Genomic DNA, 26,902 nt, shown 5'->3' with positions numbered 1-26,902 from the left:
CGGGAAAGCCGCAGCAGAATGGATTTGTTGAACGTTTTAATGGCTCGTTTCGGCGAGAGTTTTTAAATGCTTACTTGTTTGACAGTCTATCACAAGTAAGAGAAATGGCGTGGGAGTGGATGTTGGAATACAACGAAGAACGACCGCACGATAGCTTAGGAAGTTTACCCCCAGCTATCTATCGGAAAAAAGTAGAAAACTCTAGTTTAGAGCTGTCTCAGTAATGGGGAAGCTGACACAACCTCACATTTTTGATTAAGAGAGTATCTGACTTCGGAAAATATATTAAAGTGGCCATACCGGTTTTTCTGCTAAAGAAACCTGTTATTATTGGAAGTTTAATAATCACGACATGCGCTTTTAACAGCCATACATCATCAAATTAAACAGGCTAATTATGGGATGCGACATTCATTTTTTTATAGAGTATGACTCAAAGGGTAAGCTACCTTTTAGCGATACTTCAGAAATAGAACTTGAAACTACAGGTGACTTTTTCTTACCGCGAGATTATGACCTATTTGCTGCTTTATCAGGTGTAAGAAGTCAATCGCCATTGCCTAAATTCCCGCCGAGAGGCTTTCCTAGCCCAGTATCGGAAGCATTGTTTGAGGAGTACTTCTCTAATATTGTAGAGCCAGGTGATAAGCCGTTGAGCGACTACGATGAATTGCGAGAACACGTCAATGATTATGTACAAAAGGGATACTCCGAGTTGCAAAATCACCCAGTTACAAAAAAAGAATGGGTATCTTGCCCTGACTGGCATACCCCTTCATGGCTTTATCTATCCGAGTTTTTGTTAGCATTGGATGTACATTCCTATTTGCTTCAATCTGAGCAGTTGACCCAAGCTCTCAAAATCATGGAGAACATAGAAAAGATGTGCGGCAGAAATCGAGTAAGGGCTGTGTTCTGGTTCGACAATTAAGCTTAACAGCTCAAGGTTATAGAACTCCTAAATTTATTGGCAACATACGTAAAGTCTAAGTGTTGCCAAACCATCAGTATACCAACATCCACATCTAATTTTTGTATTTCCTGCACTCCACCTACTAGTAAAAGTAAGAAGGGTGCAGTAATAACAACTGTTTGATATTCATCTTTCTTATTCCCTATTGATTTAGAATTATCGCGAACTCGAAACACCAGGCCAGCAATAGCGATGGCCAAGCCACTGGCTTGAATCATGTCACCTAAAGTGACCGCAAGTTGATCACCGTAAATTACGATCATATTCATCAATGTACTTTTTTTGTCAGGTATAAAGAAGCCCGAGAAGCAAAGAACTCACGCATTCGCAGGTACCAAGGGAAATTGCAGGCATAAAAAAGCCCCGCATTTGCGAGGCTCATATTAAGTTTCGTTATCTGTTAACTTCTTGCTTTTTACGATTTAGGAAGGTAAGCAGAAGCTTTTTGCTTGCACTTTATTCTTTCAGATTCAACGGGAGCATAAAACTTCGAAAAATCATTAACCTTATTCTTCATCACATCAATTCTATCTTGTACAGACATTCGGCCAGTATACTCAGGGACAAAACACTCGCAATAAACGTTCACTGCCTTTCTGTATGGTTCTGACACTTCTTGTTCCTTGCAAATCAGGGTCATCTCTTTAATGAACCTTTCTTTAGTAATTAGATGCGATATACAGTGCTTTTCCTGCTCTGCCTCTAGGGCGCGAAATGTTTCTGCATACTGAGTATTGCCGCTACTCAAACTTATGATTTGAGTAACTGATAACTGACTTATTATTGTAGGCCACATGCACTTACAGTAAGCAGCAGTATCTTTTTCGTCAAGAACTTGATGCCGATTTTGAATGCAAGCCGCGATTCTTGCTTTCGCGAAAGAATCGCGCAAAATATCTGAGGATGAAGCTGAATTTGAAAAAAGCAGAAGAACTACAACCGCAGTAAGATAAGCTACTCTCATGGAAATTCCTCAAGAAAATACTCAATAGGTATAGATTAGCAGTGCTTTATTCGTTCTGTTAGTTCTACTGTTTTAATTTTGTATCGTTCGGGTGTTAGGTATTCAGTTTCGCCGTTGAGTTGTAAGCGGTGCAGGTTTCTTAATATTCGCTCTGCTTCACAACCGCACTGATATGAGCATCGTTGAGGCTTTGCTTTGCGCTCAACAGGCAAAGCTTTCGTGCCACCAAGGCAGAACGCTAGAACTACAAATGCGATTGTGACTTTGAATATTCGATACATACCTAATCAGTAATAGATAGTTGCAGTGTATCGAATATAGCATTTATAGATATATATTCAAATAACCTTTAGCGCAATACCTTCACAGCCTATTTGTTTTTTCGCCCAAGGTTTGAGCCTTTTAATTTTTACGCCATTTCTCCAGGTCACATCTACGTACTTTCCTGCCTGTAGAAGAGCGATACCTTTAGAATAGCACTGGCAAAATCGCTCTTGCTCTTCTGGCTCTTTATCTAATTTCAGGTGTGATTTACACGCTTGATACATGTGCACTTCGTTATCGGTTACGTTGACGATATCAGCCTGTGAGACGACTCTATTATTCGCGCAGCCCATTAGCGTTGAAAAAATAAATGCAGCAACTAGTGCCTTTTATATGCTCATACTCCACTCCTTGAGTTCAAACTCCATGTGTAAAAAAGCCCCTGAATTAGGAGCTTTATCGTACAGACGCGTTAATCGTCGGTATACGTAAAAAAGTGTAAAGTCACTCTTAAAAAATTGCAAATTAATTTGGACTACACTTGATAAACAACCAAAGATAATGAGAGTAAATTATGAAATGGTTTCTGATTCCCGTTTTTTTTCTGTTGTCAGGCTGCTTTCTAATACCTAAGACACCAATTTATAAAACTAGACCTGGAGCACCTAAAGCCACATTGGAATTTGATGTTACGACTCAAGACTCAGTTCTATTAGTCTACGTATATCACAAGCAACTTGACTGCCCTGGGGGAGGGCTTATCAATACTCATTTAGGTAAGTATAATGAAACAACTATCGAGTTCGAGGCGGGTATACCGACTACGATTGTAGCATCAGGCCACAGAGGGAGCATGGAGTGCAATATTGGCTATACGTTCGTGCCTAAGCAAGGATTCAATTACATGTTGGTATTTAAAGAGAATGATTCTACAAGTTGTCAATCAAGTTTAGTAATGCATGATAAGGAAACCGGTGGCTTTGTAAGTATTCCAAACCAATGGCATGATGTTTGTGACTAGACCTTAGAGAGACTCAAACCTCTTTAGAGCTGCGCCTTTCAATATTAACTCAAATCGCAGCTCTTTTTTCTTATGCCTGTTATGCAGTGAACGTACGCTCTCACTTCTTAACCACAGGAATCCACCAACGAATCCCCATTTCACCAAAGGGCCGAAACGGAACCGGATAATAAGCCGCAATATCCGGTTTATTACCGTCCCGCTCGTAGCCAGTTGATACAAACCACTCGCCATAAATCGCTCGGTTGGTTTTCATTGACGTTTTGTAAGTACAATAAAACTCAGCGTAAGTTGCAGCCGGTACGGTATGAACTTCAAATTGATCCAAATCCATCCCTGGTGCAGCTTCTAAACCTAACAGATCAACAAACTCATCGCTTTTTTCTTTGTCTTTTGGAATATACACCGACAGCAAGGGCGACTCGGTGACAGCGCCAGGCTTGCCGTGTGTTAACTGACTCAAACTTTTGTACTCATCAGAACGCACATACTCCTTCCAGAACTTTGGCCCTTCTTTAACAAAAGTATCAAAGTCAAAGTTTTTGCTACGCCCTACCACTTTAAACGAAGGCCGCTCTACAATTCTGTAATCCATTTTCTCTTCTCCAGACAATTCGAGGGGAAAGGAAACTCGACGATAAGCAGACAACCTGGCCTGCGATGAACGCGCCTTGCTAGGATTCATGCCGTGTAGTTTTTTAAACGCGCGAGTAAACGCATTAGGCGAGTCGTAACCATAAAGCTGTGCAATATCCAGAATTGTCTTATCGCCGCTGGTTACCTCGGTCGCAGCGAGAGTCATCCTTCGTTTGCGAACGTACTCAGCAAAGGTCACGTTAAAACTTGCCAAAAACACACGATGAAAATGAAACCGGGAACACGCAGCAACACGGGCAACGTCATCGATACTCAGCTCACCCGCCAGGTGTTGCTCAATATATTCGATGGCTCGATTCATTCGTTGTGGCCAGCTCATCATGTCGAAAACTCCTCTTTTGAGACATCATGATAGTGAGCGAGGCCAGTCGTCGTCTCACCTTTTTTTGCTATCTGCGCAAGAAGCAAAGATAACAGACTCTAATACTTCGTCTGATAAAAGGTCATCACCGCACCAGAGGGTGTCTGCGCCGTTTTTGATAGCTGAAGCTCAACAGGTGCATTCAGCTGCTCAAACAGGCGCTTGCCAGATCCTAAAGCCACCGGAAAGGTCCAAACCCTTAGCTCATCCACCAGCTTTGCCTGCAATAGCAATTGCACCAGCTGCCAACTGCCATGAACCTGAATAAGAGGACCATCGGCCTGCTTTAGCTCTGCGATCTGTTGCGCAAGATCGCCTGTTAGCTGGGTAGAGTTGTTCCAGTCAAGTGGTTCAGCCCTTGAAGTAGCCACATACTTCTTGGCTTGATTCAGCTTTGCCGCGACAGGGTTGTCATCACCCGCCTGCGAAAAGTGAGGTGCGAAGAGATCGTAAGTATAACCACCCAACAACAAATCATAAGACTCTGCCATCGCCTCTTGGGTTACCTGCTCCATCACATCGCCCCAACAAGGATTGGCCCACCCTCCCAACTCAAAACCGCCAGAGACATCTTCGTCCGGCTGGCTGGGTGCCTGCATCACGCCATCGACTGATTGAAATATAAGAAGTGCGAGTTTTCTCATTCTAAAGTCCTTAGTAATAAAGTGTTTTTACCTTAGCCAAGATGGCTGCCTCAATCAAGCTTCTGCTGATTATTTTTTATCCTTCTCAATTTACTTCTATCCCTATTTAATAAATCGCTTGTCTGGTCGCTTTATTCCATCTTATTGCGCTCTAAGCAAAATGAATCGTAACCATGCTATCACTTGTCTTTACCCGCAAAAAGTCTCCGGCTTTATCGCGCTTTGATGCAATAAAATTGACTGAAAGCTGCTTATTTTAGAGCTTTTTCTACGGAGGCACCTTGATTAAAGCCGTCACAAAACTTAGAATACGCGCCACGGATATTTGTGCGTAAAACGATTTAATTTTTTCGCTTTTTATTGAATGTTATTTGTTCTTGTATAGTCATCTTATTCTATGACAAATAGTCAGTATTATTAGTGATATGTGTGTTGGCTAGGATTGCTAACGTTTTTATTTAGGGAAACTTTATAAGATATATAGAGGTAAAAATTCATGATGTTAAATAATAAAGCTCTAATGGCTTTTGTTCTTTTATTTGCGAGCAGTTTTGCGATGGCTACCCCCATCCAATATAGCGTGTCGGGTATTGTAGAAGATAATCAATCCAGCTCTGTTAACTTTGGCGGTGACGGTGATGTGTATGGTTCAACCAACGATGGTTCTACTTTTGATTTAACCTTTAGCCTGGACTCAACTCTGGCACCGGACTCTGTCGATAACTGGAGCTGGAGTAACGCTTACAATTACTACTTTAATCCATCCAGTGCTCAGTATGATCTTCGATTTCTTATCAATGGCACTGAGGTTAATGTAGCGAGTTCAATCATTCAGTTCTCTGACAGAACAAGCAATCCTCTAGAGCAGTTAAGAGTTCAACTCTTTTTCTCACCTGATGATCTTTATGGCATTCCATCGATGACCATTGATGCTTACGGAATGGATTTATTTAGCTCAAACTTAAGTACTCCCTCGGCTATCAATGCTCAAAACTTAGATGACGGCATGGCATCTGGATGGGATGGCTACTATCACACTCGAACACTGGGCATCAATACAGTACAGGTTCCTGAGCCAACAACACTAATGCTCTTTGTATCTAGCTTACTGTTGATGGCACGTCGCAAATCTTTGATTGCCCGCTAAGCGAAACATTCTCCTTTAAGCATGCGATGCAATCGGTGCATCGTATGCTCTTATTTCCTACCGGAAGCACCATTTGAGTGAACCGACCTCTAAAAGCAATGCTTCAAAACAAAGCGCTTAAAATAGTCTTCGCACTTTAGTGGAGCAAAAATATCTAACTCTAGGTATTAACTCTTCAAAACTTAATGAGTTTAGACTCTTACTAATTTTGGCACGTATTTTGTTATTTAAATGTAAACAGAGTACTGCATATCATTAATAGGAGTTATGCTATGTGTTTATTGAAACAATGGGTGAAAGGCGTCACCTACAACACCCATCTGATTTTACATATCGGGATCAGTCAGTTTGATGTAGAAGGAAAGCATGAGATAGATTAAATATTCAGGAGCTGTAAACGTCTCCTTTCTTTTCCGTGTTTTTTAAGGTCATAAAAACAAATAGAACGACATTTGATTTCATACTTCTTGTATTTTATGGTGCATCAATTATTTTGATAAAACTAATGTTTGTTGAGCCTCTCTAATAAACGATACTTTATATCCTTCACTTAACCTTATTAAAAATGAACGATATAAAGTATCACTTATTTAACATTGCTAAGAGTTAACGATACAAAGTATCGTTTATTTATTCCTTATTGACTCAAAGTTTGTTTTTTCTAGCTCAATAAGGAATATTGGTGGCACATACGAACGTATCGATCTTTCATATTTTTATTGAGTTGGCTAAACTCAGGAAAGTTTTTTCTGACAACATGGAGCCGCTATGAAAAAATCACTTTTAGTTCTGGCATGCGCAGTTGCGTCTATTGCAATCGCTAAAGAACACACTCCCCACGAGAAACATAAGCATAAACATGGCGAAGATTGTGGACATGCAGCTGAATGGCACAAAGACCATTTTGATTATGAGCATGATGGACATGATCATCACAGCCACGAAGGTCACACTCACGAAGCAACCGTAAAGGTGCATGGCGACCACAAACACGCGCACAGCTTAAAGTGCGGACATGAGTTTCGAGTGAAGCGCGGCCGTGTAGAATACAAGCACAATGAGCACTGGCATCACCAGCATGGCTTCCACTTCCATGAGTCTCATAAAGGCTAGATGTCGTGTTAGAGGCTGTGACTCCTTTGAACAGCCTCTAGTCTCCTCTCCTGTTTAAATAAGCTTCCTCATCATCAAACAACATAACTCTTGTACTTTCCTTTGCGTAAAACCGCATGGTAATTGGCATTATTATTTGCAAGACTTCACCCTGATCGTTTTTCAACCACCCTAAAAAGCCACAAGGTTTTTACCTTATCTAGAATACAGCAATGATACTTTGATTTATCATTTTTGCTGACACCTGTAATATATCGCGATGGGCTCAGACTCAATGTGTGCTTAGATTTGATATAAAAAGGAAATCAGAATGAAATCATTAAAAATTCTTTGCCTTACCGCTGCTTCACTTTTGTCTTACCAGGCTTGTGCCGAAGACTTTTTGCTACCTGTGCTAGATACGTCCGCTAAATCTTACGTTAAGTCTATAGACATTGAAGGATTGGAATCAGTTAATAAAAATCGTGGTAACTGGGTTAGTATTCCTGCTGGCAACTACTCTGGTGACATTCATTGTGTAGTTAATCGCAACCCCATGACAGCCAAAATAACGTTAAAACTAAAAGGCGATTCTAAAAGAGCCGTCAGTTTTATTGCTGATGGCAACTGTGGATACATGTACTTGAATAAAAATTAGAGTCTCTGACGTGGTGTTAAGCTAGAACTATATGATGTATGAGCTCTGGGTTGAAAGAGAAGGAGAACAAACTTTTTGCTTAGCCGGGCCTCTTGGTAAAAGTGCTCGCCAGTTGCTTGCTCCTAGAGCGAAACTCGCATGGACTAGCGAAGCGTCATCCTATTTTGAAGCCATAACAAAGTATTACGAATACATGGGATGGGGTGAGTACAAAAGTGACTCCCCCGAAGAAAATAAAAAACCAACTCCGAATTAACAAGAAATAGATTTACTTAGAGTCCTTACTTTATGAGCAATGAGTCCCCCTACTCTCCTCCTTTATCTGAAGTCGACAAGATAAAAGGAGTATCTTTAAAACCTAATATACTCGTTGTTATTTATACTCACTTTTCTGGCATTATCTGCTTATTAGCTTTAATAACGACGTGGCTTGGAGTGATGAGATTCGGACTCATCTCTAAAGACTTTGAGGCTGTATCGAGGCTAGCCTTTATCACTGTAACTTTCTCTTCGTATATTATTGCCTCGCTAATGATCTTTCGTAAAAGATACAATTTAGCATCAATAGCTTACTTTCTCAGCGGAGCACTTTACTTTTATTCTTTAATAACCATTCTACTAAATTGGAATAATATCAGAACCTTTGAAATTACCAGTCCACTCTTGGCCTTTTTGTCATCCTTTTTACTGGGTATTTATTATTACCGCTTTAACAAGAAGCTATAAAGGAAAAGTTTACGCGAGTCCCAGTTTAGCTATTTTTTGCGTACATCTGATGAAGATAGAGTTTAAGGGCAAAGAGCGCTGATACTACTGCAGAACTTGTAGTTTCCTAACCTTTTCTGTAGGACTATAAATACTGAGCTTTTTAGCACGACTACTGTAGCTTCCAGGCCCTTTTATAAGACTATGGAGTAATTAAGCAAATAGCACTCATTCTGTCTCTCGCACTGCTCTTTTCATGCGCAAGCAAAAAGACAGGTGTAAGCCCCCAGACTCGTCTGTAGAGCATGCTTTAAACCATAACAGTGCAAGCGTCTACATTGCAGCATTCTATTGCAAGAATAATCGCTGGCCGAATGATGTGATGGAACTGGCTGATTTTAAACTAACTTACAAACAAAAGAAGTTGTTAGAAAGAGAAGTGAGCTGGGATGGATTTACTCATATAACCGTAAACTACTTTAAGAAATCAGCAATGTTGTATTCTCCAGAGAAATCTCCTGGTGTATATATTGTAAAGTCAGAACATTTTGCTCCCATCTGCTCTGGCATTTTAAATGTTCGGAGCATAATTGAACTTGGATGAACTGTTAATTTGTAAGTACTCTGAATAAAGCTATGCAGATACTAATTTTTTCTTTTAACTAATCGCGAAAGAATTAATGGGAAACAAAGCGTTGATATATGCCAATATTTGGAAACCTCTTAGACTTTAAGTTATCCCATGAGTACTGAATCCCCCTATTCCACACCAACCTCCGATATAGACAAAGATAAAAGTATCAAGCCTAATAAGGCTGTTATTTTCTATACTTATTTATTTGGTGCTTTTTTATTCTCCCATCTACCAATAATGTACATTTATGCAATAAGGAACCCTGACTTTTTTCTAAGCATATTTGTGTATCCTGTTTACATATATCTGTCGATTGCCATCCTCATCCAATCAATTGCTTGCTTTTTAGTTTTTTGAAAAAAATTTGGTAAAGCAGCTACTCTTTATCTTATAACTGGAGTAATGCTGTTTATCCCTTCTATGTTAATTCTTATTTATGATTCTGACGTTGACAATGTTGATAGAGCCACCACTATTTTTTACGATTTATCACTTCTTTTTATCGGCTTTTACTACTATCGCTTTGACAAAAAAGCGGCCTCCTTTTCTTAGCTGATGATTTTTTAGTGTTGGACATCTTATCGCTTTACTTAATAAAGCTTGTAATATATTTCTCAAACCACATGGTCCAAGTAGCTCCTTTCTTGGTGAGTCTCAATGACCTAAAAACTGAAACGCAAAGCAATAGCTACCCAGCTTTTTTGGCAAATTCTCTTGCCTGATAAAGCTCACCTTCTGACCCAGCCCAACGCCAGTGAATATCTTCGATATTATCACCCAACTTATCAAATTCTACTTTTAACACAGGAGCGTCTTTAACAACCCAAAACCATGAGCTAGCATTGTATCGCGCGAAAATAGTGGTTGATAATTCGCGATGCTTATCCGAGCCCAGAGACTTATGATAGGCCGCTAACGCACGACTTCTTATTTCTTCTGACTGAATAAAGGCTTCAGCTTCTTCTAGCTCACCTTGAAATACATCCAGATACTTCCAGTTCTCGAGGTAGGCTTTGATCAATATAATAGGTAGGTCAGAACCATCTTCTGCTTCATCAGCAACTCTCTCTGCAAAACGAATCATCTCTTCGTTGCTACCGCTCCATTTTTGTGACAAGGCAATGATCATGTGCATGTGTGCTGCCCAATTGTTCTCATCTCTTTCTATCGCCTTGCAAAAATAGTACTTTCTGGTATTCATATCATGAGCGTTCCAAGTAGACGCCATAATCAAATAAGCCCAGGGCGTCGGATCTTCTGGCGACTCCTCCGCATATCGAAGTAATACATCACTCGTCTCATCCAGACTGTCATAAAAACTTTGCCACTTATCTTTACCGACTTCGTGGCCTCTCCCGTACCCACGAATATCCCACGACCGTTGCAAAAGTCGTGCACCATAACACAGAAGCGCATCCGCAGACTCAGACTCTGACTCCACCCATGCTTGCAAATGCTCCATAGGGAACTCACGAGAAATACCAAGACTGATAAAATATCGCTTATCAAAAGAGTCCGCCTTGCTCATCAACGCTTTTAAGCCGCTATAATCTTTTGCATTGACCAATACTTCAAAAACTTCTGAATTACCGTAAGAGCACTGCTTTAATACACTTCGCTTTTTTGCCTACAAAAGTAAATAACAAGAACAATAAACACTGCAAAAGCGGCTAAATATACAGCTGGGTTCATTCTTAAAAATCCCTACAACTAAATTAAAACTTACAACTAAATAATTTTCTTACTGTTATCACTATGCTTTTTAACTTAAACAGCTCCCTGTTCTTTAGTAAGCTCCAGTCTCAACCACACCATCTTCGTTAGGAATATAGGCTGCTATCAAATTTTCATCATTAACAAGCCAGTTAGGCTCAGATCCCAAAGCTACCTTTCTTCCACAAAAATAGAACCCTTCAAAAAGCTCTTCCTCAAGCTCCTCCAGGGTGTCAACATTCATGCTGGGATACCATGTGTATCCACCAATTTTGACTATTTGCTCACATATTAAGAGTGCGTATTTATAATTGGCAAACTGCGACTTTGCTTGCTCAAAAAAGCTTTTATCAGCAACACCTCGTAACCTTAGGCCATGTTTCTTAAAAACAATCACGCTAGTTTTGGAAGGCAGTTCTGCTAAACGATATTCAAATTGCTCTACGGAAGAGAAAAATTCCCAAGACTTATTTCCTCCAACATTAGCAAAACGAAATAGTATTAATAACTCTTTTTCTTCTTTCATCCATTTTGCAACTGTATCTTTAAAATGCTTGCTTTCTGTTGATGAATTATCCATTTTCTTCTCCAATTCTACACTCATTATAACATTATTCTTGCGAGACTAAGGCTCCCCTCAAAATAACTAAAGCTTTGACTACTGCACACTCTGAAGCAATTTTCCCATAGATTTCTCGCTGATTTTTTATGTTAGCTCAATCTTACGGCCATCTGGATCTTCAACCACAAAGCTTTTACTTCCATCAAGATTATTGATAGAAGTGACTTCAATATCATATTGCTTAAGTAGACTTAATAGCTCTCCATCATAGGACACTGACAATCCTAGCCGTATATCGGATACATCACTTTCAGTTTTTAGGGGATAGAGCTCTAACACAAGCCCATCCATTTGAGTTGCATAATGTTTGGGTCCACCACCATGTTTTTCTAATTGAAAAGACAAGCCCAGCTTTTCATAGAAAGCTTTGCTAATGTGGATGTCTTTGCATCTTAGAACGAGCAAGTTTAGAGAAACTCCCACCTCTTACTCCGTCTTCCCGCTATCAATTTCGCGTAAATTCTCTGATAACTGATCTGATATTGCGAAAAAGATTTGTAAGTCCTTCTTCGAAATGCCTTTAGTAAGTTGCTCAGAGAACTCCGATTCAATCTTCTCTATCGACTCAAAAAACGCCTCTCCTTTGCTTGTTAGCTTCAATAACTTACTACGACCATCATTTGGGTTGGGCACCCGTTGAACCATCTTCATAGCACAAAGCTCATCGATCAGTCGTGTTATCTGGCCTTTGTCTCGCTTTAGGGTACGAGCCACATCCAGCAGCGTTGATTCGCCACTGGCCCAAATTTGCCGCATAGCTCTGAGCTGCATAGGAGCAGGTTTAGCACCCAGATCACTTAATTTTGGGGCCATCTGAGTACTTAGATCATAGCTAAGACGGAAAGCCGCCTCATGTATTGTTCGTTTCTTATCCACCATAAGACTCTCTAATCGCTCACCTTTTTAAGCAGGAGCACACTATAACAGAATAAAGACACTCAACAAATAGTTGACTTGTATCAACCAACAAATATAATTGACAAATATCAACCATATTCAATCAAACCTCCACCGATCGGTGTACCCGGTTTGAACCACTGCTAAGAGGAAACTTTATGCTTCGATTTGCTCAAATACTCTCCGCTCTCTTTGTTCTTATCTTTGCTGCGTCTTCATTGACCATCATCTTTGCCCCTGATGCCGTTAATCAAGCTGCAGGATTTAATGCATCCACAGACTATGGATTTACTAATCTACGCACTCTGGGCGCACCCTTGCTAAGTTTGGCGATAATCACCGCCATTGGCGCAATTCGTAAACAATGGATACTTCTGCTTCCTGCTTCGCTTTACTTCCTATTCAATGGTTCTGCTCGGGTGGTTTCCTTGTTTGCCGAACAGTATGACCCTGTGATGCTACGCGGTCTGGTCCTCACCTTTGGACTATTTGCTTTGTCACAAATAGCTTTGCATACCTTTCGACGTATGGAGAGAAAATTCGCTTAGCAATAATGCCTCTTTAACGAAAAAGCCGCGATGCAAAGCGCGGCTTTTTCGTTAACAATTCCATCAAATCTATAAATCGTCGTCATCATCAAAGTTTGGTATCGTCTCTTGGTGAGCAGGCTCAACCCTCTCAGAAATGGTATACCCTGTCGATTGATCTTCTACCCACATATCAACCCCAATTCTCTTCTTGCCTAGCATAGAGTCCTCTGTCAGCACCTTAAAACGGGCCAAATACGTTTTTCCTGCCTCCAGGGTAACCCGAAAACTCTTATCGTGTACTTTATTGATTGATAATGATCTGTATTTTTCCATCATTGTTGCACCCACAGGGTTTCTGTACCTTAGATTGATAATGTAAGTTCCAGGGTCCAGACTAACCTCACTCGGCCAGGCAAGCGTATCTCCCATATTTTCGCCATCGACATGAGTAATCTGCAATAATTCGTTGGCCAGTATTAGATGCTCTATCTCTTCGCACTTTATGGTTGCAAAAACACTCGATGTTTGTAGCCTTTTAGGCCCTACGGTAGTGCATGAGCAAAGCAACAAAATCATAAATATGGCAATAAGGTGTTTCACACTATCTCCTTAATTTATAGGGTATATAATTAGCAATAATCTATTTTTGGAATATCTATAACTTAACATTGAATGGACAAAAACGTTGATCAAGGCTCTTCCTTAAACCCCACACTTTCTCCACCAATTACCGTCTATTATAAGACGGCAGACAGCTTAGTGTAAAACTCTATATTAGATGCCCTTAGGGCCTGCTGCGAATACCAATGGGCAGCTAGTCCACCAAACTAGGCGCTTCTCTATTGGGATGCTAGTATTCGCTTGCTAAGCCTCTCTCATTTTTAGAGGAATGCTATTTGACGATTTAAGGATATTATCTTATGAAGCATATAAGTCTATTTTTCGCGTTCATTGTATGCAGTTTTGTAGTGGCAAAACCCTTATCTTTGCAACACTTTGCGAAGTTTCCAGCTTATAATCAAATAAAGCTATCACCGGATGGTAAACACATTGCCGCAACCGCTCCCTATCAGGATCAAACCATTCTGGTGATTTTGGATGCTGAAAAGCTGAAGGTGAAACACGCATTTGGCTTAAAGTCTAACGAGCATATCAAACGCTTTTATTGGGTCAGCAATAAGCGCGTCATCTTTACTCATAACTACAAAGAAGGCTACCTGGATATTCCGGTAACAGATGGTCAAATTTTTGCGGGTGATATTGAAGGCACAAATCAAAGAATCATATTTTCTCATGAATCCAGTAATGCAACGGGCCGCTTAAACTCAAAAGATCGGGAACCATCTATGCTTATGGTGAGATCGATAAAGCTCTCTAATAGCCATTTTGGAACTGGATGATATATCCCAACGTTCGAAAGAGTCACAGTGGGCAAATGTAACCTCCTCATGAGCAAGATACAGATAGCCACGATAATTTTGTCATTGCCGCTCAAACTCAACTTTGTCGTGGATAACCCAAGCAACCGTTGCAAAAAACACTAATGTTGCCGAAATGCTCAAATAAGAAGTAGTGCTGATTTGCATTGCTTTTACTCCCAAAAACACCCGCTTAGTAAGTATGATAATACTCTATTAATAATATCATCTCTTATTCAGCACATACTGAATATAAACAATATGAAAGGCCGAAGTTAACAGTGGGTGAAGCAATTTCCCTTGATGCTTGCTCGAACGAAAAGCCATATTGAGCGCGTTCCTAACGCGAACAATCCAGATAATATCTAATATAGAAGAAACGGGAAGGATGGGTAGATGGGCTTTAATAATTTGCGTATCGGGTAAATGAAGAACTCCCCAAGCCAGAGAAAGCATTGAAACCAAAAACATCAGGCTAACAGAAAACATAAAAACCTTAGATATTTTTGAGTAAGAATGACTGTTAGTAAAACTGGATAATTTAAATAATTTATAAAATAGGTAAAAGCCTGCTGTAAAAACACATAACAACAAGACCTTTAATACCGACTCGTATTCCAGTTCTTTATCCATGATAACGAGTGCCTTAACGATTTAAAGAGAGAACGGCTTAAGACTTAACTTTCTATTCAACCAGCCTACTATCTTTGCGCTCATTTCTTAGGGCTTCTTCTCCATCACAAAATGACGCCATTGGCTACCTTCCAGTTAAACTTACGCTTAAAGATCACTTCCAATATGGCTCCCAACGCTCAATACCATTGAATGTCGCCAGCAAATCCGATCTTGGCGTAAATACCTGTGTAGTAATCCAAAGTTTGTTGAGATACAAATAAATCTTTCGCGTCTTTGCTTTGTTTGATCATAGTGGCAAGGTCGACTTTTCTTAAAGGAGGTGACTCGGATAAACCGGCAAGATGGTGAGCAAAAAAACAAACAACAAGAAAGTTTAATTAGAGAATTGGCGACAAAAATAGATAAATAACGCACCAGCCTTTGCCGAACACATCATGGAAGGCAGATACACAGAATAGCTTATAGCCCCTAGTAATCGAATAAAATAAACAACTTCGTTCTACCTTCGTTGCTATAAATAGCGATACCTTTTGTCTTCACACACTCTTTTAGTTGAATATTACCCATTTGAGGAAAGCTTAAGAAAGCATCGTGAAGTAGAACTTCTTGTATATGGCAATTATCGTAGTTTCTTCCGGAAATCAACAAATCATAGTCGCTAGGTAAAATTTCAAGATAGTATTCTTTCGTTTTATTAAAAGGGAAGAACGGAGAGTATTCATCTACTAATACACTGTTCTTGGGTAGCTCCTCTATTTTTAGTACAGCTTTCGCCAAAAAGGTTAACTGTTCTGAATCATTGTTGCAGGACGAAAGAAAGAGCGATCCAAGAAATATAAACAAAAGCTTAATATTTTCTCGCATTATTCTCAATTCTCTTTATTAGATATGCCTTAGTTAAAAAGAATAGGTTAAACATAACAATTTGTCGACTCTTCAAATGAAAGCATTAAGTGAAACTAAAGTGATATTGATTGATAACCTTAGGAATAACCTAATCTGTGTGATTCATAAACACATTTCAACATCCTTAGTTCAATTTCTCTTTGACAATTAGATGACGATTTAAAAAGGAACGACTTAAGATTTAAACTTTCTATTTAGCCAATCGACGATCTTTACACTCACTTCCTTGGGCTTCTGCTCCATCACGAAGTGATTGCCATTGACTAGCTTATGTTTTTCGAGATCTTTAATGTAATCTTCCATACCAACATTGAGCCCCATAACATTAATGGGATCATCCGATGGCCACAAGTACAAGTAAGGAACATCCACCTTCCAGTTAAACTTACGCTTAAAGATCGCCTCCCATGTGGCTCCCATCGCCCGATACCATTGAATACCGCCAGCAAATCCTACTTTGGCGTAAATACCTGTGTAGTAATCCAAGGTTTGTTGAGACACAAAGAGATCTTTCGCATCTTTGTTTTGTTTAATCATAGTGGCAAGATCGACTTTTCTTAATGGAGATGACTCAGGCAAACCTGCAAGATGGCGAGTGGTAAAATAGTTATCGCGAAATAACGCACGGAACAAAGCTTGAGGGTTAGAATTCAAAAGCTTCTCGGGTACTTCGGGTATTTGCATGAAATCATTGTAAGCCTGTTTGTCAAGCACTTCTTTATTGGGCAACTTCAAACTCGGCAATGATTCTGGGCGATAGTGATGAGGAGCTCCTATACCGATAAGTCCCCTCACCCGATCGGGATACAACAGATTCATGGTATCAACGATAAACCCGCCCCAGTCATGACCACAAAAGATGGCAGACTCGATTTTCATTGCATCCATCATCGCCACCAAATCATCACACACTTTAGTGGCAGCGTAATCACTAACATTCTTTGGCTGGTCGCTCAAACCAAAACCGCGTAAATCAGGCGCGATGGCTCGAAACCCAGCTTCGGCTACGGATGCCATTTGATGACGCCAAGTATATGCTAACTCAGGAAAGCCATGACAGAAAATAACAGGTAGCCCTTTTCCCTGTTCATAGACCGCCATATCGATATCATTGACTTTTAATATGGTAGGATTAATAAAATCAACAGTAAGTTTAGCAGATAAAGCGATTGAAGTAGGCGCTGAAAAAGCAGCCATAGACATCATTGAATATTTTAAAAAAGTTCTTTTATTCATAGAAATGAAGACACCTGATAACGATTGATGCCTTCTAGCATACAGGAATATTATTAAGAATCGTAGAGCTTAATTCGTCCTCAGAAGCTACCAATAAGCAGATAGCTTCTGGGTCTTTTTACACCGCAACTTGTACAATAAACAGATGAAAAATTACACTTTCATTTGTAACATAGTAAAGTCACTCATAAGTTCTTCACTTCCTGCCATTGCATGCGCTGAAGAAGTTACACTTTCGTTGAGCTCTACTAGTAGACTTTCTGCAGTACTAACTAAATTGCTCATGATATTAGAAAAAATTTGAAAGTCTAACTGTTCCAGTTTTTCGCTGGCACAAAGTATCAATTTATTTGAAACAGGATCAACTGCCAACATGGAGCCATTAGTTTTTTGGCCAAACAAGTTCAGCTGTAAGGCTGTTTTCATCAAACTGGCTTCGCTCTCCGCTGTTAATGTCATCAGCTCTACTGAAAAATACAGGTATTGACTGTTGTTGGGGATGTAAACATTTAAAAACAAGTCATTACTGGCTTCTAAACGGCATTTTCCCTGTTCGTCCAACCGTACTGGTTGTCTACACTTTTGGCATAACCATCCATTCACGGTTTCATGAAATTGTCCCATTGATACGCTCCACAATTAAGACTTAAATTACGAATGGTGCATGCAGCACCATTCGTATCATTACTATCGACCCATTGCCCAAGCAGTCACTGAACCATCGTCAGATGATATATGAACAGCCAGGTTAGCCGTTCCTGCTTCTTCCAGACAAATCATATGCGCATTGATCGGATATTCTTGAGAGATCTTAATAGCGGTATCCATATTTTTTGCCTGACGGCTCTGACTCTCACTGGCAGTTTTACCAATCACATAGATATCAGTGATGACAGCATTTTCGTCAACACATGTGGGTTCTTTAAGAAGCTCTTGTCTATCAATTTCGAAATCAGTATCTTGCTCCAAGTCTTGGAAGTGACGCATGTCTGGCTTCGCTCTTGTGCTACCATTGACCATGTCTTTCATTTCCCGAGAGCCGCCGCCACCATCGTGAATAGCTCGAATAGATCCATCACTGTATTTCACAAAGAAACAGTTACATGAAGCTAAAGATTCTGTAAAGGCTTCCGATTCGTACTGGCCTAATTCATTATTAGGCTTGATGATAGCTTCAGTTGTTGTAAAGTAGTAAGTACCGCTTTGAACGTGATCAGAACGCTTAGAAAAACATTCTTTACCAGACAAAGTGCCGCCGTAGTCAAAGCTCATATCATCAGTACTTAGATCCCCTCCTTTACCCTGATAGCTCACAAAGGTAATTTGTGGATTGGTGCTATTGATACGTGTTGCTTCAATGCCAGCACCCGGAATGATATCTTCATGAACAAACTTATCCGGAAGCGACGTTTGCGTTAATGTAGGATCAATACCTTGAGTATGCACTTTATCGTATCGAATCCACCCTTGATCATTAGCAGTATAAGCTTTAACCCAGACTGCATCATTGACTGTCTTCTTAGTAGAGAAGTCGACTTTAATATCCGTACCCGAAGATATTGAGCTCCCTTGTTTTTGACCAACATTAGGACCATCGCCCATCTCGTTACTCTGGCGTAAAGTTGTCTTGGTGCTTATTGTTGTCATAGTGCCAGGTTTAAGACCCCAGGTATCGATTTTATCGCCACGGATCCAGCCATCGCTGTCTAAACCACTGGTTTTGTACCAGGTTTTTCCATCGATCTCTGTTGCACTGTCAGGATCAATCGTAATTGTGCTACCAGAAGCAATTGTCGCACCTAACTTTTGATTAACATCAGGGCCATCTAAGTTTGAACTATCCTGACGTAAAGTGGTTTTGGACGTTAGCGTTGTCTCAAAGGTTCGTGCATTGCTTTGTTCTTGAGAACTAAAAGTAATCTCGACGATAGATGGGTCTTGAACCCGAGTGTTGCTAGTTGTGGGTTGAGATTGGTTTGTACCCGTGGATGGCGTGAGTAAACCATCATCCTGAACCATGGGAGTTTCTTTGCTTAGTGTTACTGTCTCTAAACCGACTGAAGTGTGCATCTCATATCCTAATAAGCCATTCAATTTGCACAATAAGTAACAAGCTAAATCAATAAGTTTCTTGTATTTGCATAAATATTGAACTGGCCGTCAAAGCCATTTTTCTTTCCCCATTAAAATCATAAACTTATGATAATTAACCAGCTAAAATTCATTCCAATTTATTTTTCAGCCCCCATAAAAAAAGGCCACGAATAACTTCGTGACCTTTTTAAAGCACAGAATGCATGTGTGCTACTTTTTCTTTTTATGAACAAACATCATGGCTCGTGCCCACAGGTAGCTTGCAGCTCCCAATCCCAACGAGCCGTAACCAAACAACAAGAATGTTTCATTGGAGCCTTTACGGCCAAAGTAGATAAATAACGCGCCAGCACAAACCAGCACCATTGCTAAATACGCCATCGAATGGTAACGATTTTTGCGCTTAAGCGCCTTATGCGCTTTTGCTCTTTCTCTATCAGGATTAGCCGCTTCGAACTTATGGCCGCACATAAGGCATTCTGTCGCTTTATCAGATAGCTCACGGTTGCAGCCTGGGCAGTTGCGAATACCTTCTTCTGGTAACTTACTGTTCATTCAACTGCTCCAGTGTTTTTGATACGATCTCAAACACATCTTTACTCAATGATTTTTTATCAACAATGGTTTGTAGACATTGCGTGACTTTATTGCGACGTTCCGAATCCAGGCGAGGCGCAGAAGAAAACTGCTTGCTGAGCATCGCTGCTACTTGTGGATTAACACTGTCTACTTCGACAATGGTATCTCTTATTAGCTCATAACCTTTGCCGGATGCATCGTGGAAGGCTTTAAAATTAAGAGCGGCAAAGCCAGCATATAAAGCGCGAACCTTATTGGGATTTTTCAAATCAAAAACAGGGTCATTGCGCAGCTGAGCGATGCGTTCATAAACATCTTGTGTTGGCGCAGAGGATTGCACCTGCAACCACTTATCCATCAATAAGGCCTCGTGCTTCCACTCTTCGTAGAATCCGGATAAAAACTCTTCAGCACATGGCAATTCTTGATGAGTTGCTACAGATAAGTTAGCCAACTTATCTGTCATGTTATTGGCTTCGGCATGATGCTGCTTTAACAACTCACTGTCGGCTTTTGACGATTGCATTAAGTAACCTAAAGCCACATTCTTAATCGCACGCTTGGCAATGGATTCCTGGCTGTTGGAATACTCGGCTTCTCGATTATTCAAATATACTTGCGACCAATGGTCAGCCAGCTCATCGGATAAAGTTTGCTTTAACGATTCACGGGTTGTGATCATAGCATCGATATCAGGAGACTCAGCAGCTTCAAATAAGGTTCGCAAATCTGGCAGTGTTAATGCCCGAGCCTTAAACGCATTGTCTAATTTCGTATTTTCGATAATGCTTTTAAAGCCATTAACGATATAACTCACATCAAAAGCTTTGCCTTGACTATCAACATAGCGTTGAATGAGCTGTTGGCCAGCATCCCAACAAGAAAATGAGTCGCTATCATGCGCAAACAAAAAGGCTAACTGTTCTGTGTTATATTGTGCATGCAATTTTACCGGTGCAGAGAAATTTCTGAGCAACGAAGGCAACGCCGACTGAGTCACGTTATAAAGAACAACACTTTGCTCCATCTGCTTAATATGCAGAATGGTTTGTTGTAGAGACTCACCCTCTTCACTTTGACTGAAGCTCAACGCATTGCCCTGCTCATCTAATAATCCAACTAACACGGGAATGTGAAAAGCTTCGTGGGATTCTTGTTGCAGCTTTTGTTTGAAGTGTAGATTCAATTGCTGTTTATCTGCATTGTAGTCAAACCCAGCCGATAGCTCCGGTGTACCCGACTGCGAATACCAACGTGTAAATTGTTCTAGGTCATATTCGTTTGCATCGGCCATGGCTGCCACAAAATCATCGCAGGTAGCCGCTTCGCCATCGTGTCGTTTAAAGTACAATGCCATCCCTTGTTGGAATCCTTCTTCGCCCAACAAGGTATGCATCATTCGAATCACTTCGGAACCTTTGTTATAAACAGTTACAGTGTAGAAGTTATTCATTTCGATATAAGATTCAGGACGAATCGGATGCGACATGGGGCCAGCATCTTCAGCAAACTGATGACTGCGAATCACTTTAACATCGTCTATACGTTTAACGGCTTTCGATCGCATGTCTTCGGTAAACTGTTGATCACGAAATACCGTTAAGCCTTCTTTTAAACTCAACTGAAACCAATCACGGCAGGTAACACGATTACCCGTCCAGTTATGAAAGTATTCGTGACCGATCACACTCTCGATATGCTCAAAGTCCATATCCGTTGCGGTATGACGATTAGCTAATACATATTTCGTATTAAAAATATTCAGACCTTTGTTTTCCATAGCGCCCATATTAAAGTCGCCAACGGCCACAATCATATAAAGGTCGAGATCGTATTCGAGGTTGTAACGCTCTTCATCCCAACGCATAGCATTGATTAAAGACGCCATGGCAAATTCACTTTGATCCAACTTGCCTTTATCTACAAACAATTGCAGTTTGACTTCACGACCACTACGCGTTGTAAATGAGTCTTCTAACAAATCCAGATCGCCTGCGACTAAAGCAAACAAATAACAAGGTTTGGGGAAAGGATCTTCCCACTCAGCTAGATGTCGTCCGTTATCTAACTCTTTTTGCGCAATGGGATTACCATTAGACAGTAATAAAGGATATTGCTGTTTATCAGCTTCGATAGTAACGAAAAAGCGCGATAAGATATCGGGGCGATCATAGTAATAGGTGATCTTGCGAAACCCTTCTGCTTCACACTGAGTACAGAATTTACCCGCCGAAGTGTACAACCCTTCTAGAGAAGTATTTTTTTGTGGAACAATTTTAACCACTAACTGCAACTCGAACTGGTCTTTATTCACATTAACCGTCAGGTTTTCTGTGGTAGTTTTATAAGCCGTCTCTGGTAAGGCTTCGCCATCAATAGCAATGCTTTGCAGCTCCAGTTGCTCACCATCTAAACAGAGAGATTGAGCTTGAGCATCCCCTTTTGGGTTGCGGCGCAACATAAGCCGACTTTCAACCAACGCGTGGTCATCAAATAATTTAAAATTGAGATGAGTTTCGTCGATCAGGAAATCCGTGGGCCGATAATCTTTGCGATATTTTGCAGCTGGAGCTGATGCATCTTTCATCTGAAATCCTCAGTGTGTGTTTTTACAACAGAGCAGTGTTGAATAAATAAACAGAATGCCAACTTATTAATACACAATAATAAGTTTGGAACTTAAACGGCTTAAAAAACCATCGTCTGTTGATTTAAATGTGAATTTTTTATGTCCGTTATGCCAATCTATTTCGTTGGCATAATTATGCTATAAGACTACCGAAAAGCTTTTAAAAGCAAAACTCATTTCAATATCAACTGGTCTGATTTGTTGCGATTTGCCGCCATTTACTGGGCTTTTTTGCGCAATTATCAACCAAGTTCACGGATTTTTTATATTTTTGCGCTATACAAACGGGCGTGTTCACCTTATGATCTGCGCCGCATAAACTGACCATAATAAAGCCGAAAGACATGTTGTCTTTTTGCTGCCCCCCGTAAGGAGGATGAATTGTGACCACGGTTGCAACCTTTGATATTAATTTTACGCAGTTCATTGATGAGAACGGCAAGCCTGTTACTGATGATCTGCCCGCCATTGCTAAAGATGTCGATCTGTTAAAGTCTTTGTACCACGATATGGTGCAAATCCGTCAATTAGATACTAAAGCTTACGCATTACAACGTACTGGTAAAATGGGAACCTACCCTGCTGCCACCGGACAAGAAGCCGTAGGTGTTGGTTATGGTTCTTCATTAACCAAAGACGATGTCTTAGTTCCTTACTATCGTGGCCAAGCAGCCATGATTCAACACGGTGTCACCATGGAAGAGGTTCTACTCTACTGGGGTGGAGACGAGCGTGGTTCGGACTATCAAAACGCAAAAGAAGATTTTCCGATTGCGGTTCCGATTGCTACACAATGTCTGCATGCAGCTGGTGTTGCTAAAGCCATGAAGTTGCGCGGCGAAAAACGCGCCGTTGCGACAGAAATCGGCGAAGGTGGAACATCAGAAGGCGACTTCTACGAAGCCGTTAATGTTGCCGGTATCTGGAACCTGGGTGTTGTCTTCATTATTAACAACAACCAGTGGGCGATTTCTGTTCCTTCCGAAATTCAAACGGCTTGTGAAACCTACGCACAAAAAGCAATTGCTGCTGGTGTAGAAGGTATCCAAGTAGATGGTAACGACATTGTTGCCGTTAAAGCGGCCATGGATAAAGCCATGGACAAAGCACGCAACGGTGGTGGCCCGACAGTTATCGAATGTGTCACTCTACGTTTGTGTGACCACACCACCGCTGACGATGCACGACGCTATCGTCCAGAAGGTGAGCTAGACGATGGTTGGACAAAAGAGCCGATTATTCGTCTGCGCAAATATCTTGAGTCATTAGGTGCTTGGAGCGAAGAAGACGAAGCCGCATTGCAAGAAAAAGTGGCTGCCAACGTTCAGCAAGCCGTTGACAACTATCTGAACACTCCTGCTGACAAGCCGGAAGCTATGTTTGACTATCTCTATGCTGAATTGCCTGAGCGAACTCTGGCTCAACGAGAAGAAGCAATCAGAAGAGGAGCGAAAAAATAATGCCAGCTGTTACTTTAATCGAAGCCGTTAATATGGCACTCGCTCACGAAATGGAGCAAGACAAAGACGTTGTTGCACTGGGTGAAGACGTGGGTGTTAACGGCGGTGTATTCCGTGCAACCGATGGTTTGCAAGAGCGCTTTGGCGCTGACCGCGTTATTGATACGCCACTGGCAGAATCCATGATTGCTGGTGTCTCCATTGGTATGGCATCACAAGGCATGAAGCCTGTTGCTGAAATTCAGTTTATGGGTTTCATCTTCCCGGCTGCTGACCAAATCATTTGCCACATGGCACGTATGCGTCATCGTACTCGCGGTCGCCTAACCTTGCCTATGGTTATGCGTGCACCTTTTGGTGGCGGTATTCACGCACCTGAGCACCACTCAGAATCAACAGAAGCCCTATTCGCTCATATTCCTGGTTTGAAGGTTGTGATTCCTTCGAATCCTTCTCGCGCTTATGGCTTAATGCTGGCGGCGATTCGTGATCCTGATCCAGTGATTTTCCTTGAGCCAAAGCGTGTTTATCGAATCGTTAAGCACGAAGTCGAAGACAATGGCGAAGAATATCCTCTGGGTTGTAGTTTTGTTGACCGCGAAGGTACCGACATTACTTTGATCAGCTGGGGAGCCATGTTGCATGAGACGAACCAGGCAGCGGATCAATTGGCTAAAGAAGGTATCAGTGCCGAAGTCATTGATGTTGCAACCGTTAGTCCTCTAGACATCGACACTATTCTTGAGTCTGTGGCCAAAACAGGTCGCGCTTTGATTGTTCAAGAAGCACCAAAAGCCGGTTCACTGGGTTCAGAAATCGCGGCAGAAATTGCCGAGAAAGGCGTATTTAATCTGCTTGCTCCTATCGGTCGTGTATCAGGCTACGACACGGTTATGCCTTATTACCGTCTGGAGAAGCAATACATGCCAACGGTTGATCGTGTATTGGAAGAAGCAAGAAGAATCATGGAGTACAAATGAAGACATTTAACCTGCCAGATTTAGGCGAAGGGTTACCAGATGCCGAAGTTGTACGTTGGTTGGTAGCCGAAGGCGATACCGTTGCTGTAGATCAGCCCATGGTAGAAATGGAAACTGCGAAAGCCGTAGTAGAAGTGCCTTCTCCTTTTGCCGGCAAAATTACAAAATTACATGGCCAAGCTGGAGATGTCATTCAGGTAGGTGCCGTACTGGTTGAATTTGATGGTGACGGTTCAAGTGCAGCGCCTGCTGCACCTGTGGCAGAAGCAGCACCAGCCAAACCAGGAGCAGCGCCCGCTGCTGGCTCAGCAGGCGGTGAAGTATTTAAACTACCCGACCTGGGTGAAGGCTTGCCAGATGCCGAAGTGGTACGCTGGTTAGTTGCCGAAGGCGATACTGTTGCTGTTGATCAGCCTATGGTAGAAATGGAAACAGCGAAAGCGGTTGTTGAAGTTCCTTCTCCTTTGGCAGGTACGATTGCTACATTGCACGGCCAGGCAGGCGACGTAATCCCTGTTGGCTCTCCTTTAGTTACCTTTGCGGGCTCAGGAGCCCCAGTCGAAGCTGCTCCAGCGGCAGAAGCCAGTGATGAAGGTTCTGCAGATGCAGGTACCGTTGTTGGTGCGGTAGAAGTGGGCAACCAGATTGTTGCCGAATCGGCTAACGCGGTTGTTAAAGCTCTGGCACGTAAACTTAAAGTTGACCTTGCCCAGGTTAAAGGCACAGGCTCTAACGGCAGCATTACTCAAGCGGATGTTAAGGCAGCAGCAAAAGCGGGCTCAGCCAAAGCAGGTGCAGCTTCTCAAGCAGCTCCCGTTTCAGGTACAGATACCAGTAATCCTCTGGCTTATAAAGCCTCTCCAGCCGTGCGTGCTATGGCTCGTCGTCTGGGTGTGGACTTGGGTCATTGTGCAGCGACAGGCCGTAAAGGCAGCATCACTCGTGATGATGTACAAGCGGTTGCAGACAAAGGCGCACCACAAGCTGCAGTAGCAGCTCCAGCGGCCACTCAGGCAGCACCAGCAGCGGCAGCAAGTGGTTCACGCTTGCAGCCAGTGACTGTGACAGTTGAACCTCAGGCTGTTCGTGGCGTTCGTCGTGCGATGGCTCAAGGTATGGCTCATTCTCACGCTACTGTTGTCCCAACTACTTTGGTTGAAGATGTGAACATTTCAGCGTGGAGAAAAGGTACTGACTCGTTAGCGCGTTATATCCGAGCTCTGGTTTACGCAAGTCGTATTGAGCCAGCATTGAATGCCTGGTTTGACGGTGAAAACATGGAACGTCTGCTACACCCTAACGTTAATGTGGGTATTGCGGTTGATACGCCTGATGGTTTGTATGTTCCTGTTGTTCATGGTGCTGATCAGATGAATATGGGCCAATCTCGCGCTCGTGTTCAAGAGCTGCGCGATAAGATTTCTAATAAAGCCATTAAGCCAGACGATTTGGCTAATGCGACCATTACTCTTTCGAACTTTGGTTCGATTGCTGGTCGTTATGGTACCCCTGTTGTGTCACCACCTCAGGTGGCTATTCTGGGTACTGGTCGTTTCCGAAATGAGCTTCAGTTGACGGCTAAAGGCGTTGAGAATCAGAAGATGTTGCCTTTGTCTTTGACCTTTGACCACCGTGCTTGTACGGGTGGTGAGGCGGCTCGTTTCTTGGCGGCTGTTATGGAGGATTTGGCGAAGGCTGAGTAAGTTGTTTTTAGCTTTTGTTGGATTTTTGAAGGCCAGCTTTTTAGCTGGCCTTTTTTTATGTTGTTTGTTTTTGGTGCTTCTGTTTATTTCCCTCTCTTTATGAGGATGAAGGTAGAATCACTTTAGGATTTTTCGTGTGGAGTGATGGGTTAATTTAAAAGATTGTCTTTTGCTTCCCTACTCCTTTAATAGTTTTCTAATTTCGCCGATGGCGCCCCCCTTTACCAAGAGCTGCAAAGGGGGCAAAAAGCCCTGGGTCGCTGCGCTGGCAATTGCTCATCAGGGATTTTATGGTTTGAGTGTATCTGTTAAGTCTGAGGGAATTTTTTGATCTTGTCTGTGCCAAGGAAGATTCGATTTTGCTTTGTGTTTTTGTTCC

Annotated in this window: 29 protein-coding genes; 13 read left to right on the top strand and 16 right to left on the bottom strand. The window is 41.6% G+C overall.

The genetic code is table 11. The features are described 5' to 3' along the window. Together NH399_RS22060 and NH399_RS22055 are read left to right on the top strand one after the other, a co-directional pair. On the top strand, positions 1–224 hold a 224-nt coding region (locus tag NH399_RS22060), incomplete at its 5' end, for a transposase (RefSeq protein WP_253043374.1). Positions 225–397: 173 nt separating this feature from the next. Further along, on the top strand, positions 398–931 hold the full coding sequence (locus NH399_RS22055) for a hypothetical protein (protein ID WP_253043373.1): 534 nt from the start codon (positions 398–400) through the stop codon (positions 929–931). Positions 932–933: 2 nt separating this feature from the next. On the opposite strand, the gene NH399_RS22050 is transcribed toward NH399_RS22055, so the two are convergent. Beyond that, positions 934–1,242, bottom strand: coding sequence for a hypothetical protein (locus NH399_RS22050; protein ID WP_253043372.1), 309 nt, complete (start codon positions 1,240–1,242; stop codon positions 934–936). Between the two features lie 146 nt (positions 1,243–1,388). Beyond that, positions 1,389–1,937 (bottom strand): hypothetical protein, encoded by a 549-nt coding sequence (locus tag NH399_RS22045; RefSeq protein WP_253043371.1) that lies wholly within the window; start codon positions 1,935–1,937, stop codon positions 1,389–1,391. An 838-nt stretch (positions 1,938–2,775) separates the two neighbouring features. Here NH399_RS22045 and NH399_RS22040 point away from each other — a divergent pair. Beyond that, complete coding sequence (locus NH399_RS22040) at positions 2,776–3,222, top strand: hypothetical protein (RefSeq protein WP_253043370.1); 447 nt, start codon at positions 2,776–2,778, stop codon at positions 3,220–3,222. A gap of 100 nt (positions 3,223–3,322) precedes the next feature. Here NH399_RS22040 and NH399_RS22035 read toward each other — a convergent pair whose 3' ends face one another. Next, positions 3,323–4,201 (bottom strand): helix-turn-helix domain-containing protein, encoded by an 879-nt coding sequence (locus tag NH399_RS22035; protein ID WP_253043369.1) that lies wholly within the window; start codon positions 4,199–4,201, stop codon positions 3,323–3,325. A gap of 98 nt (positions 4,202–4,299) precedes the next feature. Then, entirely contained in the window at positions 4,300–4,884 is a 585-nt protein-coding gene (locus tag NH399_RS22030; RefSeq protein WP_253043368.1) for a dihydrofolate reductase family protein, read from the bottom strand. Positions 4,885–5,380: 496 nt separating this feature from the next. Between NH399_RS22030 and NH399_RS22025 the strand changes: the two genes are divergently transcribed. The 5 genes from NH399_RS22025 (at position 5,381) to NH399_RS22005 (ending at position 9,090) form a co-directional block, all read left to right on the top strand. Further along, on the top strand, positions 5,381–6,031 hold the full coding sequence (locus tag NH399_RS22025; protein WP_253043367.1) for a PEP-CTERM sorting domain-containing protein: 651 nt from the start codon (positions 5,381–5,383) through the stop codon (positions 6,029–6,031). Positions 6,032–6,799: 768 nt separating this feature from the next. After that, entirely contained in the window at positions 6,800–7,144 is a 345-nt protein-coding gene (locus NH399_RS22020) for a hypothetical protein (RefSeq protein WP_253043366.1), read from the top strand. Positions 7,145–7,454: 310 nt separating this feature from the next. Next, positions 7,455–7,781 (top strand): hypothetical protein, encoded by a 327-nt coding sequence (locus tag NH399_RS22015; RefSeq protein ID WP_253043365.1) that lies wholly within the window; start codon positions 7,455–7,457, stop codon positions 7,779–7,781. A gap of 31 nt (positions 7,782–7,812) precedes the next feature. Beyond that, positions 7,813–8,037, top strand: a complete 225-nt coding sequence (locus NH399_RS22010) for a hypothetical protein (protein WP_253043364.1) — start codon at positions 7,813–7,815, stop codon at positions 8,035–8,037. A gap of 705 nt (positions 8,038–8,742) precedes the next feature. Beyond that, complete coding sequence (locus NH399_RS22005) at positions 8,743–9,090, top strand: hypothetical protein (RefSeq protein WP_253043363.1); 348 nt, start codon at positions 8,743–8,745, stop codon at positions 9,088–9,090. A 718-nt stretch (positions 9,091–9,808) separates the two neighbouring features. Here the strand turns inward: NH399_RS22005 and NH399_RS22000 are convergent. From NH399_RS22000 to NH399_RS21985, 4 genes are all read right to left on the bottom strand, one after another. Continuing rightward, positions 9,809–10,648, bottom strand: a complete 840-nt coding sequence (locus NH399_RS22000) for a DUF4034 domain-containing protein (RefSeq protein ID WP_253043362.1) — start codon at positions 10,646–10,648, stop codon at positions 9,809–9,811. A gap of 258 nt (positions 10,649–10,906) precedes the next feature. Then, a complete protein-coding gene (locus NH399_RS21995; RefSeq protein ID WP_253043361.1) occupies positions 10,907–11,413 on the bottom strand; it encodes a hypothetical protein in 507 nt (168 codons plus the stop codon). 126 nt (positions 11,414–11,539) lie between these two features. Next, positions 11,540–11,860, bottom strand: coding sequence for a VOC family protein (locus tag NH399_RS21990; protein WP_253043360.1), 321 nt, complete (start codon positions 11,858–11,860; stop codon positions 11,540–11,542). 21 nt (positions 11,861–11,881) lie between these two features. Next, the gene (locus NH399_RS21985; RefSeq protein ID WP_253043359.1) at positions 11,882–12,334 is read right to left on the bottom strand and encodes a MarR family winged helix-turn-helix transcriptional regulator; all 453 of its coding nucleotides are present in this window, start codon (positions 12,332–12,334) and stop codon (positions 11,882–11,884) included. A 176-nt stretch (positions 12,335–12,510) separates the two neighbouring features. Between NH399_RS21985 and NH399_RS21980 the strand changes: the two genes are divergently transcribed. Beyond that, complete coding sequence (locus tag NH399_RS21980) at positions 12,511–12,900, top strand: hypothetical protein (RefSeq protein ID WP_253043358.1); 390 nt, start codon at positions 12,511–12,513, stop codon at positions 12,898–12,900. Positions 12,901–12,969: 69 nt separating this feature from the next. Here NH399_RS21980 and NH399_RS21975 read toward each other — a convergent pair whose 3' ends face one another. Next, complete coding sequence (locus NH399_RS21975; protein WP_253043357.1) at positions 12,970–13,482, bottom strand: hypothetical protein; 513 nt, start codon at positions 13,480–13,482, stop codon at positions 12,970–12,972. 320 nt (positions 13,483–13,802) lie between these two features. On the opposite strand from NH399_RS21975, the gene NH399_RS21970 reads away from it, so the two are divergent. After that, positions 13,803–14,282 (top strand): hypothetical protein, encoded by a 480-nt coding sequence (locus NH399_RS21970; protein ID WP_253043356.1) that lies wholly within the window; start codon positions 13,803–13,805, stop codon positions 14,280–14,282. A 243-nt stretch (positions 14,283–14,525) separates the two neighbouring features. On the opposite strand, the gene NH399_RS21965 is transcribed toward NH399_RS21970, so the two are convergent. The 7 genes from NH399_RS21965 to pepN all read right to left on the bottom strand — a co-directional run bounded on the left by NH399_RS21965 (position 14,526) and on the right by pepN (position 22,338). After that, positions 14,526–14,933, bottom strand: a complete 408-nt coding sequence (locus tag NH399_RS21965; protein WP_253043355.1) for a hypothetical protein — start codon at positions 14,931–14,933, stop codon at positions 14,526–14,528. A gap of 471 nt (positions 14,934–15,404) precedes the next feature. Then, on the bottom strand, positions 15,405–15,800 hold the full coding sequence (locus NH399_RS21960; protein ID WP_253043354.1) for a hypothetical protein: 396 nt from the start codon (positions 15,798–15,800) through the stop codon (positions 15,405–15,407). A gap of 216 nt (positions 15,801–16,016) precedes the next feature. Continuing rightward, positions 16,017–17,078: an alpha/beta hydrolase gene (locus tag NH399_RS21955; RefSeq protein WP_253043353.1), complete on the bottom strand. Its 1,062-nt coding sequence runs from the start codon at positions 17,076–17,078 to the stop codon at positions 16,017–16,019. Between the two features lie 153 nt (positions 17,079–17,231). After that, positions 17,232–17,702: a CesT family type III secretion system chaperone gene (locus NH399_RS21950; RefSeq protein WP_253043352.1), complete on the bottom strand. Its 471-nt coding sequence runs from the start codon at positions 17,700–17,702 to the stop codon at positions 17,232–17,234. Between the two features lie 63 nt (positions 17,703–17,765). Next, on the bottom strand, positions 17,766–19,148 hold the full coding sequence (locus tag NH399_RS21945; protein ID WP_253043351.1) for a hypothetical protein: 1,383 nt from the start codon (positions 19,146–19,148) through the stop codon (positions 17,766–17,768). Positions 19,149–19,382: 234 nt separating this feature from the next. Beyond that, positions 19,383–19,727 carry a zinc ribbon domain-containing protein gene (locus tag NH399_RS21940; protein WP_253043350.1) on the bottom strand — a complete coding sequence of 115 codons (345 nt, stop codon included), beginning with the start codon at positions 19,725–19,727 and terminating at the stop codon, positions 19,383–19,385. Then, positions 19,717–22,338 (bottom strand): aminopeptidase N, encoded by a 2,622-nt coding sequence (gene pepN, locus NH399_RS21935; protein WP_253043349.1) that lies wholly within the window; start codon positions 22,336–22,338, stop codon positions 19,717–19,719. Before pepN ends, NH399_RS21940 begins: the two co-directional genes overlap by 11 nt. A 425-nt stretch (positions 22,339–22,763) precedes the next feature. Between pepN and pdhA the strand changes: the two genes are divergently transcribed. The 3 genes from pdhA to NH399_RS21920 are packed head-to-tail and all read left to right on the top strand — an operon-like array spanning position 22,764 to position 26,523. Then, positions 22,764–23,840, top strand: a complete 1,077-nt coding sequence (gene pdhA, locus NH399_RS21930; RefSeq protein ID WP_253043348.1) for a pyruvate dehydrogenase (acetyl-transferring) E1 component subunit alpha — start codon at positions 22,764–22,766, stop codon at positions 23,838–23,840. Further along, positions 23,840–24,820, top strand: a complete 981-nt coding sequence (locus tag NH399_RS21925; RefSeq protein WP_253043347.1) for an alpha-ketoacid dehydrogenase subunit beta — start codon at positions 23,840–23,842, stop codon at positions 24,818–24,820. Before pdhA ends, NH399_RS21925 begins: the two co-directional genes overlap by 1 nt. Beyond that, positions 24,817–26,523, top strand: coding sequence for a 2-oxo acid dehydrogenase subunit E2 (locus NH399_RS21920; protein ID WP_253043346.1), 1,707 nt, complete (start codon positions 24,817–24,819; stop codon positions 26,521–26,523). The genes NH399_RS21925 and NH399_RS21920 overlap by 4 nt, the downstream gene beginning before the upstream one ends. Positions 26,524–26,902: the final 379 nt, after the last annotated feature.

The sequence above is a fragment of the Pleionea sp. CnH1-48 genome, from assembly GCF_024124665.1.
Classification (GTDB): domain Bacteria; phylum Pseudomonadota; class Gammaproteobacteria; order Enterobacterales; family Kangiellaceae; genus JAMXSB01.
This window is presented reverse-complemented; position numbering and strand designations above follow the sequence as displayed.